Here is a 10737-nt window from a genome sequence, read left to right as displayed (position 1 = left end):
ATTAACGGCGTGCCGGTGATCGGCGTGGAGTGGGCGACTGAAGTCGCCCCTACAGGGCCTTCCCGCGCCCGGCGCATCCCGGCGGTTCAGCATCAGGCCGGTGACTGGCCGGTGGTGGCTCTTTCTCCGGGATCGAGCCGATGTGTAGGGGCGACTTCAGTCGCCCGCGGACTTCGATTAACGGCATGCCGGTGATCGGCGTGGGGTGGGCGACTGAAGTCACCCCTACAAGTCGCCTCCGCAGGGGACCTTTGCTCAGGCGGTGACGGCGACGCTGCTGCGCGGGTTGTCGTCGCCGCCGTAGGCGCGCATCAGTTCCATCAGGCGGTGCATCAGGGCGCCTTCGCTGGCGGTGCTGCTGGTCGAGCTGTCGGCGCTGGTGCTGGAGCTCGCGCTGGTGCGGCTTTCCCGTTCGTAGGCCATGGCTTCCGGGGCGCTGACCTTGCCGTCGCCATTGGTGTCGGCGGCTTCAAAGTTCTCCGCTACCTTGGAGATCAGCTCCGAGCGTGCGCTGTCCGTCGAGCCGATCTCCTCCAGCTGGCTGTTCAGCTCATCCTGGGTGAAACCCGCGTCATCGCCTCCCGACGGCGGCGGGGGTGGGGGCATGGCACCGGCCATGCGGCTGCCGAAGGCCTGGTTGTCCAGGGCGTCGGCGAGTTTCTGCATGCTGCTGGAGAACTCGCTCTCCGTCACCTTGCCGTCGCTGTCCCCATCCAGCGCCTTGAACAGCGCGGCGCTATCGCTCTCGGTACTGCTGGCGGAGGCACTGCTGAGCTGGCTCAAGGCCGACTGCAGGTCGCTCTCCTCAATGAAACCCTGGCCCTTGGTGTCGAGCTTCGAGAAGACATTGCTCGCCATCCGGGTCGGGTCGGGGCGCTGCATTCCCGCCATGGAAGCCATGCTGTTACTGCCAATGCTGCTGACCATGATGCAATCCTCTACATGCAAGACCGGAGAGCCCGCCGGTCGATCCGGGCCGAAAGGCGGGTGTAGCCTTCAGACCTTTCATGTAGCAATTTAGCGGCCGAAAAGCGGCGATCTTGCCGTTAACACACGTTAAGACGGGTAAAGTCCAGTTAAGAAGATTTGCCGAAAAGCCCCTTTCAAGGGCGGCCGGCACGCGCCGCCCCCTATCCGCAACCCCATTCCGGAAAAATCTGCCGGCGGCAGCGGACGGCCCGGGCCGCAACGTGCAAGGGACTGCGCCCCGCCGCCCGCAGCCCCCGGCAGGAACTGCCGCCTCAGACCAGCCCGCCGTGCCCGCCCTGGACGCTGTCGAAGGGCTCGGGGTAGGGATAGAGCATGTTGAAGGCCTCGCTGCGTCCTTCGGACTGCACCAGGCGCACATGTTCGCGGCGGAACTCGCGGGCGTGCTGCAGCCCGCAGGCGTGGGCGATCATGTCGATTTCCTTGTTCAGGTTGCGGGCATAGTTGGCCACCCGCAGGTATTTCTCCTCCACCACCAGGCCGCGCTGCAGCTTGGGGTTATGGGTGGTGATGCCGGTCGGGCAGCTGTTCTGGTGGCAGCGCATGGCCTGCACGCAGCCGAGGGAGAACATGAACCCCCGCGCCGTGTTCACAAAATCAGCACCGCAGGCCAGGGCCCAGGCCACCCGCGCCGAGGTCACCAGCTTGCCGGCGGCCACTACCCGGATGCGCTGGCGCAAGCCGAACTCGATCAGCGTATCCACCACCCGGGGCAACGCCTCGTCGATGGACAGGGCCATGTGGTCGGCCAGGGCCTGGGGCGCGGCACCGGAGCCGCCCTCGCCCCCATCCACGGCGATGAAGTCCGGTGCCGTGTCGAGCCCCCGGCGCAGGATCGCCTCGCACAGCTCATGCAGAAAGCGCCGCCCGCCGATGGCCGTCTTGATGCCCACCGGCTTGCCGGTCACGCTGCGCACCCGCACGATCATGTCGAGCAGCTCATTGACGTTGGCAATGTCCCGGTGGCGGTTGGGGCTGATGGAATCAACCCCCGCCGGGATCCCGCGAATCGCTGCAATCTCCGGCGTCACCTTGCTGGCCGGCAACACCCCGCCCTTGCCCGGTTTGGCCCCCTGGGACAGCTTGATCTCGAAGGCCTTCACCGCCGGGTAGGCCGCCAGCTCGCGCAGACGCTCGTCCGAGAGCTGCCCCTGGGCATCACGCACACCATACTTGGCCGTGCCGATCTGCATGACGATGTCGGCACCCCCTTCCAGGTGGGCCGGCGCCAGCCCCCCCTCGCCAGTGCCCATCCAGCAGCCGGCCTCGGCCGCCCCCTTTGACAGGGCCAGCACCGCCGGTCGCGACAGGGCGCCATAGCTCATGCCACTGATGTTGACGATGGAGCGGGCAACAAAGGGCTGGGCCGCATAGCCCTCACCGATGACCAGGGGCGGCGTGGGCGCCTGGTCTTCCTCCAGCACCGGAAAACCCGAGTTCACAAAAATCAGCGCGCCCGGGTGGTGCAGGTCATACGTGGAGCCGAAGCCCACTACCCCGCCCTCGTCCTTGGCCAGCCGATAGACCCAGCCGCGGGTGGCCCGGTTGAAGGGCATCTCCTCCCGGTCATTCAGAAAGAAGTACTGCCTGAAATACTCACCCATCTGCTCAAAAAAGTAGCGCAGATGGCCGATCAGCGGGTAATTGCGCAGAATGGCGTGCTTCTTCTGGGTGATGTCCTGGATATACCAGTAGACCGTCCCCCCTACCAGCACCACCACGATCAGCACCCCCAGGCTGACCTCCAGCACGCCCATCATCGCAGTCATGAAGCATTCCCCCCAGGTGTTAGAATTCAAGGCCGGTACATCTTAGGTGACTCACGATGGAATTTGCAGAACAGCTTCGCGTTGAAGTCCAGCGCTCCGTGGCCGCCTCCCTGGCCGAAGACATCGGCACCGGCGACCTCACCGCCCGCCTCGTGCCCGCCAGCCGCAACGCCCGTGGCCGCGTCATCACCCGCGAAGACGCCGTGCTGTGTGGCACCGCCTGGTTCGACGCCGCTTTTGCCGCCCTTGAGCCCAACGCCTCCGTGATCTGGCACGCCCGCGACGGCGAGCGCATCAAGCCCGGCCAGCTGCTGTGCGAAGTCGATGCCTCGGCCCGCGCCCTGCTCACCGCCGAACGCACCGCCCTCAACTTCGTCCAGCTGCTCTCCGGCACCGCCACCCTCACGGCCACCTTCGTGCAGGCCGTGGCCGGCACCCAGGCCAAGATCGTCGACACCCGCAAGACCCTGCCCGGCCTGCGGCTGGCGCAAAAATACGCGGTCAAGATCGGCGGCGGCACCAACCACCGCATCGGCCTCTACGACGGCATCCTGATCAAGGAAAACCACATCATCTCCGCCGGCAGCATCAAGGCGGTGATCGAGCAGGCCAAGTCCTTCGCCCCGTCCAACGTCTTCATCGAAGTCGAAGTCGAAGACCTCGCCCAGCTCGAAGAAGCCCTGGCTGCCGGCGCCAAGATGATCCTGCTGGACAACATGGACCTCGCCCAGATGCGCGACGCCGTGGCCATCAACAAGGGTCGGGCCGAGCTCGAAGCCTCTGGTGGCGTCAACCTCGAACGGGTGCGCGCCATCGCCGAAACCGGCGTCGACCGCATCTCCATCGGCAGCCTGACCAAGGACGTACGCGCCATCGACCTGTCCCTGCGCCACGTCGAGGAATAAACCCGGCTCCACGCTTTTTGATCATGCACATCGATTTCGACGGCCCCATCTCCACCGCCAACGCCCACACCCTGCGCCAGGTCATTGAGGCCCTGCTCGAACGCATCCAGGCCCGCGACGAAGACCTCGACCTGGCCGCCCTGTCGCGCATCGTGATCGCCGACGACCTGGCCGCCACCGAACACCGGTTCGGTGTCGCCCCGGCGGGCGCCGAACACCTGTCGCGCATCGTCTCCGACGAAGGCGGGCTGGCCCTGCTCTTCGACGGCAGCAAGCTGTGGCAGATCCTCTCCGGTGACGGCGCCGAGATCGCCCGCCTGATCCATCACCTGCACAAGGAATGCTGGCGCCTGCACGACTCCCGGGCGCCGGTACCCGACAGCAGCGATGCGCCCCTGGCCCGGGCCCTGGCGCCCATCGTCGCCGCCATGTGGCAGGAATACCGCATCAACCGGCGCAGCGCCTGGTCGGTGCCGGCCGACTCCGACCTGCTCCTCAACCACCTGGCCGCTCTCCTCCAGGCCCTGCCCGACGGCATGCAGGAAGAAATCACCCTGTACTACGCCGCGCAGGATCTGGACGACCTCTTTGCCAAGAGCCTCGGCCGCATCGCCCACCTGATGCAGGCCGTCGCCCATGTGCAGGGCTACCTGGACGGCCTGGGCCAGCCCCTCAAGGCCGTCAGCGCCGAGATGCACGAGCTCGTCGCCGGCTCCTTCCTGTCGCCCATCTGGCTCACCACCGCCCAGCACCTGGCCGCCGGCCATGCCATCGGCGCCGGCGAGCTGGCCGACATTCCCCTGCGCCGCGACGTGCAGGCCGCCTTTGCCACCTTCGGCCTGCAGATCCGCGAGAGCGAGGACGGCAGCGACGTGTGGCTGGACGTTCAGCCCCCCGAACGCCCCGAAACCCTGCACTGAACGGCCCCCGGGCCGATGCCCCGGCCCACGCCCCGACACGGGGCAGCGGCCGGGTTTTTTACGCGCCACATCCATGCCATATGCATTAACATCCACCCCACACATATTCCATCGGGGTCAAAAATGCAGACACGGCAGCGCGGCTTCACCCTCGTCGAAATCGCAGTGGTGCTGGTCATCATCGGCCTGCTGCTTGGCGGCGTACTGAAAGGGCAGGAGCTCATCAACAGCGCCAAGGTGAAGAGCGTGGTCAGCGACTTCCGCTCCACCTCCACCTACCTCTTCAGCTACCAGGACCGCTTCCGCGCCATGCCCGGTGACGACCCCGGCGTCGCCAACCGCCTCGCCGGCGCCATCCGCGCCAGCACCGGAGGCAGCGTGGGCAATGGGCGCATCGAAGGGCTGTGGAACTCCACCACGCCCACCGACGAATCCGTGCTCTTCTGGCAGCACGTACGCCTGGCCAACCTCGCCACCGGCGACGGCCGCAGCCCCACCACCGAAGGCGTCACCCTCCACGACTGGCTCCCCCGCAACGCCGTCGGCGGCCGCATCGGCGTCACCGGCACCCCGCCCATCACCGCCTGGGCCGGCACCTTCTTCATCTGCCAGGACAACCTCGCCGGCAACTTCGCCCGCCAGATCGACATCGCCATGGACGACGGCCTCCCCGCCAGCGGCTCCGTCCGCCTCCTCCCCGGCGGCGCAGCCAACGGCGTCGCCATCAACCAGGCCGACCTGATGGACAGCGGCATCTACACCGTGTGTGCGGCGTTCTGACGGCAAGTGCGACAGGTTGGGGCGGGGTTGGACGGGGCTGGGGCGGGGCGGGGCTGGGGCAGGTAGGGGCGACTTCAGTCGCCCGCGGACTTGGATCAACGGCATGCCGGTGAACAACGCGGGGATGGGCGACTGAAGTCGCCCCTACAAGTCGCCCCTAAATATCATCCCTACCCGTCGTGCCAACAGATCGCCCTTACAGGCCTTTGAACAAACGGGTTTCGGCGGAGGCGAGCTGGGAGGGGGTGCCGAGGAGGACGAGGACGTCGTCCAGTTCGATGCGGGTGTCGGGGGTGGGGTCGACAACGCGGATGCGCTGGCGGCGGACGGCGCTGACTTCGACGCCGGTCTCGCGCAGGCGCAGCTCTTCGAGGCTGTGGCCGATGGCATGTGCGCCGACGGCCATCACAATCGAATGCAAGCGGGTCTGCTGGCGTTCTTCGAGGGCTTCTTCATGGAGATGATCGCCGCCGCGATAAAGCCCGCGCAGCAGGTGATAGCGCTCTGCCCGCACTTCGCGGATGCGCTTGAGGATGCGCGGCATGGGCACCCCCAGCAAAGCCAGCGCGTGGGAGGCCAGCATCAGCGACGACTCCACCGCCTCGGGTACCACCTCGGCGGCACCGGCCTGGCGGAGCTTGTCCAGATCCACCTCGTCGGCGGTGCGCACCACCACCGGCACATCCGGCCGACAGGCGCGGATCTGGCTCATGGCGCGCAGGGCGGCGTCAGTGTCGGCGTAGGTCACCACCACCACCGACGCCCGGTTGATGCCCGCGGCGATCAGGGTCTCGCGCTTGGCGGCATCGCCAAAGACCACCGTCTCCCCCGCCGCTGCCGCCTCGCGCACCCGCTCCGGGTCCAGGTCGAGGGCGATGTAGGTGATGCCCTCCTGCTCCAGCAGCCGCCCCAGGTACTGCCCGTTACGGCCAAAGCCGCACAGGATGGCGTGCTTGTCCACAAACATGGACTGGGTGGCGATGTTGGTGAGCTGCAGGGAGCGGGTCATCCACTCGGACGGCACCAGGCGCAGCACCAGCTTTTCGCTGTACTGCACGAGCAGCGGGGCCAGCAGCATGGACAACACCAGGGCCGCCACCACCACCTGGGAGAGGGCCGGCGGCAGCAGGCGGGCGGCGTCGATCTGGCTCAGCAGCACAAAGCCGAACTCGCCACCGGCGCACAGCCACAGGCCGGTGCGTGCCGCCGTGCCCTGGGGGCTGCCCAGCAGGCGCGACGCGACCCCCACCAGCACAAACTTGCCCAGCAGCAGCGCCGCCAGCATGGCCAGCACGGCGGGCAGGCTGCGGATGATCTGCCCCACGTCCAGGAACATCCCCACCGTCACGAAGAACAAGCCCAGCAGCACGTCGCGGAAAGGCTTGATGTCCTCCTCCACGTGGTAGCGGTACTCGGTTTCGGAGATCAGCATGCCGGCCAGGAAGGCCCCCAGCGCCATCGACAGGCCGGCAATCTCGGTCAGCCAGGCCAGGCCCAGGGTGATGAACAGCACGTTGAGCATGAAGAACTCGGCCGAACGCTGGCGCGCCACCTGGAAGAACCAGCGGCGCATCAGCTTCTGCCCGAGAAAGAGCACGATGCTCAGCATCACCACCGCCTTCACGGTGGCCAGTGCCAGGGTGGTGAGCATCTCGTCGGCCGGCTTCGACAGGGCCGGGATGAGGATCAGCAGGGGTACCACCGCCAGATCCTGGAACAGCAGCACGCCGATGGTCTCGCGGCCATGCCTGGAATCCAGCTCCAGGCGGTCGGAGAGCAGCTTGGACAGGATGGCCGTGGACGACATGGCCAGGGTGCCGCCGAGGGCAAAGCTCGCCCCCCAGCCCAGGCCCGCCAGGGCGCCCACCAAAGTGACGAGCAGCACGCAGCCCAGCACCTGCATCGCCCCCAGCCCGAACACGATGCGCTTCATGCTGTAAAGCCGCGCCAGCGAAAACTCCAGCCCGATGGTGAACATCAGGAAGACCACGCCGAACTCCGCCAGGTAGCGGGCGCCGCCCGTATCGGGCATGAGATTCATCGCGTGGGGCCCCACGGCCGCCCCCACCATCAGGTAGCCCAGGACCGGCGGAAGATTGAGGGATCGGAAGATCCCCACCACCAGCACCGCACCGGCAAGGAGAACGAGAACGAGCTCGAAGGTATGCATAGGCAGCAGGCCCGCCAGACGGGCCGAATAGTCGTTCTGATATACTCCTGTACCCGATTATACCCACGTCGCCCATGAGCTCAGCCCCGATTGCCGCTGCCCATGCCCGCGTTATCGCCCTCGCCCGCCGCGTCCTGGCGATCGAAGCCGAAGCCGTGCAGGCGCTCGCCGACCAGCTCGATGAAACCTTCACCCGGGCCGTCGACCTGATCCTCGCCTCGCGGGGCCGGGTCATCGTGTCGGGCATCGGCAAGACCGGCCACATCGGGCGCAAGTTTGCCGCCACCCTGGCCAGCACCGGCACACCTGCCTACTTCGTACACGCTGCCGAAGCCGCCCACGGCGACCTGGGCATGATCACCGCCAACGACGTGCTGGTGGCCATCTCCTATTCCGGCAGCAGCGAAGAGCTCCTCAAGATCGTGCCCCTGGTCAAGCGCCAGGGCGCCCGGCTGATCGCCCTCACCGGCAACCCCGAATCCCCCCTGGCCCTTGAGGCCGACGTGCATCTCAACGGCGCCGTGCGTGAAGAGGCCTGCCCCCTCAACCTCGCCCCCACCGCCAGCACCACCGCCGCCCTGGCCCTCACCGACGCCCTGGCCGTGGCCTTGCTCGACGCCCGCGGCTTCGGCCCCGACGATTTCGCCCGCTCGCACCCCGGCGGCGCCCTCGGCCGGCGCCTGCTCACCCATGTCTCTGACGTGATGCGGCGTGGCCCGGCCGTTCCCCGGGTCGGCGAGGACGCCCTCCTCGGCGACGCCCTCATGGAGATGACCCGCGCCGGCATGGGCATGACCGCCATTGTCGGCAGCGACGAGCGCATCATCGGCATCTACACCGACGGCGACCTGCGCCGCTCCCTGGCCAGCGGCTGCAACTTCTCCACCGCCCGGGTGGCCGATGTGATGAAGCGCGGCCCGCGTACCATCCAGGCCAGCGCCCTGGCGGTCGAAGCCGCCGAGATGATGGAGCGCCTGCGCATCAGCCAGCTCCTGGTGGCCGACGGCCAAGGTTGCCTCGTCGGCGCGCTCAACCACCACGACCTGATGCTCGCCAAGGTCATCTGACGGGGCCCCATGAACAGTCGCGGTCACAGCCTCTTCCCCATCATCGTGCTGCTCCTGCTTGCCGGGGTCAGCGTATGGCTCGACCGGGTGACCCAGCAGGAAGAAACCGTCAAGACCGACAAGACCCGGCACGAGCCCGACTTCACCGCCGACAAGCTCACCCTGCGGCGCTTCGACCTCACCGGCAAAACCCAGTACATCCTGGTGGCCGACCGCATGATCCACTACGGCGACGACGAAAGCACCGAACTCGTCCGCCCGCGCCTCGACTACCTCAACCGGCCCGAGCCCGTGCGCATGGAGTCCGACTTTGCGACTGTCAGCAAGGACGGCGACACCGTCGTGCTCAACGACAACGTCTACCTGCGCCGCGCCGCCCAGCCCGGCAAGCCCGAATCCACCCTCCGCACCGAACGCATGACGGTCTGGCCCGACGACGAAAAAATGCGCAGCGACACCCCCGTCACCCTCACCCAGGGCAAGACGGTGGTCACCGCCGAGCGCATGGAAAGCGACAACATCGTCGGCAGCATCCGCCTGCAAGGCCAGGTGCGCGGCACCCTCTACCGAAATACCCCGACGCCGAAACCATGAAAACAGCACTCCGGCAGTTCACCCTCCTCGCCCTCGTGGCCCTGACCGCCCCCCTCGCCCACGCCGAAAGGGCCGACCGCAGCAAACCCGTCAACATCGCCGCCGACCGCGTGACCGTGGACGACAAAAACAAGATCCACATCTTCGAAGGCAAGGTCGTGCTCACCCAGGGCACCCTCACCATCCGCAGCGACAAGCTCGTGGTCAGCCAGGACGCCGAAGGCTATCAGCGCGGTGTCGCCACCGGCGGCGAAGGCGGGCTGGCACGCTTCCGCCAGAAACGCGAAGGCAAGAACGAATGGGTCGAAGGCGAAGGCGAGCGCATCGAGCACGACGCCCGCAGCGAACTCTCCCAATTCTTCCAGCGCGCCAAAGTGCGCAGCGGCGCCGACGAAGTACGCGGCCAGTACGTCCAGTTCAACGGCCTCTCCGAAACCTACGTCGTCACCAACGGCCCCAACGCCACCACCGTGCCCAGCCAGCAGGGTCGTGTGCAGGTCACCATCCAGCCCAAGAAAAAGGATGGCGACGGCGCCAACTGACCCCTCAACGGCCCAAGAACCGCATCCGGCCTTGATCTCCGCCGGATGCTCATCAGCTTTCCCTCTGCACAAAAAAACCTTTAGTTTTCAATCAGGTTACGAAATCAAAAGTAATTGGTGCAGCGCAACAAAAAACTGTTGACAGCTCTCTTTGCACGCATATAATGGGATCCATGTTGCAGCGCACCAAACAGGGGCATTGCAAAACCCAGACAGTAATTCGTCAAATCACTCAAGGAGATTGTCATGACCACCACCCCCGAGCAAATCGTCGCCGCCAACAAAGCCAACGTTGAAACCCTGCTGACCCTGGCCAACACCGCCTTCGCCAGCGCCGAGCGCATCGCCGCCCTCAACCTGAACACCGCTCGCGCTGTTCTGGAAGACAGCGTTGCCTCCACCAAGGCCCTGCTGGGCGCCAAGGACGTGCAAGAGCTGCTGGCTCTGCAAACCTCCCTGGCCCAGCCGCTGGTCGAGAAGGCTGTTGCCTACTCCCGCAGCATCTACGAAATCGCCTCCCAGACCCAGGAAGAAGTCTCCAAGCTGGTCGAAGCCCAAGTCGCTGAAGCCAACAAGACCTTCGCCGCTGCTCTGGACAAGGCTGCCAAGTCCGCTCCCGCCGGTTCCGACGTCGCCGTGGCTGCTGTCAAGTCCGCCATCGCCGCCGCCAACTCCGCCTACGACAGCGTGACCAAGGCTGCCAAGCAAGTCGCCGAAATCGCCGAAGCCAACGTTGCCGCCGCCACCAGCGCCACCGTCAAGGCCGTCAGCACCACCGCTGCTCCCGCCAAGTCCTCCAAGAAGGCCGCCTAATCAGGCAAGCCCTCGCGGAAAGGTGACGCCCCGGCGTCACCCGACTAGCCGGTAAAAAACCCGCCCTGCGCAAGCACGGCGGGTTTTTTGTCTCTCGGTGATCAACGTGGGGTGGGCTTGTAGGGGCGACTTCAGTCGCCCGCGGACTTCGATTGACGGCATGCCGGTGATCGGCGTGGGGTGGGCGACT

General features: G+C 66.5%; 10 protein-coding genes. 7 read left to right on the top strand and 3 right to left on the bottom strand.

All coding sequences use genetic code 11. The annotated features are described in order from the left end of the window. Positions 1-255 precede the first annotated feature (255 nt). Together ACIQ09_RS20560 and ACIQ09_RS20555 are read right to left on the bottom strand one after the other, a co-directional pair. Entirely contained in the window at positions 256-927 is a 672-nt protein-coding gene (locus tag ACIQ09_RS20560; RefSeq protein WP_398314024.1) for an EF-hand domain-containing protein, read from the bottom strand. 314 nt (positions 928-1241) lie between these two features. After that, positions 1242-2756 carry an FMN-binding glutamate synthase family protein gene (locus ACIQ09_RS20555; RefSeq protein WP_398314022.1) on the bottom strand — a complete coding sequence of 505 codons (1515 nt, stop codon included), beginning with the start codon at positions 2754-2756 and terminating at the stop codon, positions 1242-1244. Positions 2757-2812: 56 nt separating this feature from the next. Between ACIQ09_RS20555 and nadC the strand changes: the two genes are divergently transcribed. The 3 genes from nadC to ACIQ09_RS20540 all read left to right on the top strand — a co-directional run bounded on the left by nadC (position 2813) and on the right by ACIQ09_RS20540 (position 5361). Then, a complete protein-coding gene (gene nadC / locus ACIQ09_RS20550; protein WP_398314020.1) occupies positions 2813-3661 on the top strand; it encodes a carboxylating nicotinate-nucleotide diphosphorylase in 849 nt (282 codons plus the stop codon). 23 nt (positions 3662-3684) lie between these two features. Further along, a complete protein-coding gene (locus ACIQ09_RS20545) occupies positions 3685-4581 on the top strand; it encodes a hypothetical protein (RefSeq protein ID WP_398314018.1) in 897 nt (298 codons plus the stop codon). Positions 4582-4704: 123 nt separating this feature from the next. Then, positions 4705-5361, top strand: coding sequence for a prepilin-type N-terminal cleavage/methylation domain-containing protein (locus ACIQ09_RS20540; RefSeq protein ID WP_398314016.1), 657 nt, complete (start codon positions 4705-4707; stop codon positions 5359-5361). A 196-nt stretch (positions 5362-5557) separates the two neighbouring features. Here ACIQ09_RS20540 and ACIQ09_RS20535 read toward each other — a convergent pair whose 3' ends face one another. Then, positions 5558-7531 carry a monovalent cation:proton antiporter-2 (CPA2) family protein gene (locus ACIQ09_RS20535; protein WP_398314014.1) on the bottom strand — a complete coding sequence of 658 codons (1974 nt, stop codon included), beginning with the start codon at positions 7529-7531 and terminating at the stop codon, positions 5558-5560. A 74-nt stretch (positions 7532-7605) separates the two neighbouring features. On the opposite strand from ACIQ09_RS20535, the gene ACIQ09_RS20530 reads away from it, so the two are divergent. The 4 genes from ACIQ09_RS20530 (at position 7606) to phaP (ending at position 10547) form a co-directional block, all read left to right on the top strand. Next, positions 7606-8598, top strand: coding sequence for an SIS domain-containing protein (locus ACIQ09_RS20530; protein WP_398314012.1), 993 nt, complete (start codon positions 7606-7608; stop codon positions 8596-8598). A gap of 9 nt (positions 8599-8607) precedes the next feature. Continuing rightward, on the top strand, positions 8608-9192 hold the full coding sequence (gene lptC, locus ACIQ09_RS20525) for an LPS export ABC transporter periplasmic protein LptC (protein WP_398314010.1): 585 nt from the start codon (positions 8608-8610) through the stop codon (positions 9190-9192). Further along, complete coding sequence (gene lptA / locus ACIQ09_RS20520) at positions 9189-9734, top strand: lipopolysaccharide transport periplasmic protein LptA (protein ID WP_398314008.1); 546 nt, start codon at positions 9189-9191, stop codon at positions 9732-9734. The genes lptC and lptA overlap by 4 nt, the downstream gene beginning before the upstream one ends. A 246-nt stretch (positions 9735-9980) precedes the next feature. Then, positions 9981-10547: a TIGR01841 family phasin gene (phaP, locus tag ACIQ09_RS20515; RefSeq protein ID WP_398314006.1), complete on the top strand. Its 567-nt coding sequence runs from the start codon at positions 9981-9983 to the stop codon at positions 10545-10547. Positions 10548-10737: the final 190 nt, after the last annotated feature.

This window comes from Zoogloea sp., assembly GCF_044344315.1.
Classification (GTDB): Bacteria; Pseudomonadota; Gammaproteobacteria; order Burkholderiales; family Rhodocyclaceae; genus Zoogloea.
Note: the sequence above shows the minus strand (reverse complement) of the source record. Positions and strands in the feature narration are given on the sequence as shown.

What these genes read in the sequence shown, in the direction of transcription:
- ACIQ09_RS20560 (WP_398314024.1), bottom strand. Translation starts at nt 927, where the DNA reads ATGGTCAGCAGCATTGGCAGTAACAGCATGGCTTCCATGGCGGGAATG.
- ACIQ09_RS20545 (WP_398314018.1), top strand. Translation starts at nt 3,685, where the DNA reads ATGCACATCGATTTCGACGGCCCCATCTCCACCGCCAACGCCCACACC.
- ACIQ09_RS20540 (WP_398314016.1), top strand. Translation starts at nt 4,705, where the DNA reads ATGCAGACACGGCAGCGCGGCTTCACCCTCGTCGAAATCGCAGTGGTG.
- ACIQ09_RS20555 (WP_398314022.1), bottom strand. Translation starts at nt 2,756, where the DNA reads ATGACTGCGATGATGGGCGTGCTGGAGGTCAGCCTGGGGGTGCTGATC.
- lptC (WP_398314010.1), top strand. Translation starts at nt 8,608, where the DNA reads ATGAACAGTCGCGGTCACAGCCTCTTCCCCATCATCGTGCTGCTCCTG.
- lptA (WP_398314008.1), top strand. Translation starts at nt 9,189, where the DNA reads ATGAAAACAGCACTCCGGCAGTTCACCCTCCTCGCCCTCGTGGCCCTG.
- phaP (WP_398314006.1), top strand. Translation starts at nt 9,981, where the DNA reads ATGACCACCACCCCCGAGCAAATCGTCGCCGCCAACAAAGCCAACGTT.
- nadC (WP_398314020.1), top strand. Translation starts at nt 2,813, where the DNA reads ATGGAATTTGCAGAACAGCTTCGCGTTGAAGTCCAGCGCTCCGTGGCC.
- ACIQ09_RS20530 (WP_398314012.1), top strand. Translation starts at nt 7,606, where the DNA reads ATGAGCTCAGCCCCGATTGCCGCTGCCCATGCCCGCGTTATCGCCCTC.
- ACIQ09_RS20535 (WP_398314014.1), bottom strand. Translation starts at nt 7,531, where the DNA reads ATGCATACCTTCGAGCTCGTTCTCGTTCTCCTTGCCGGTGCGGTGCTG.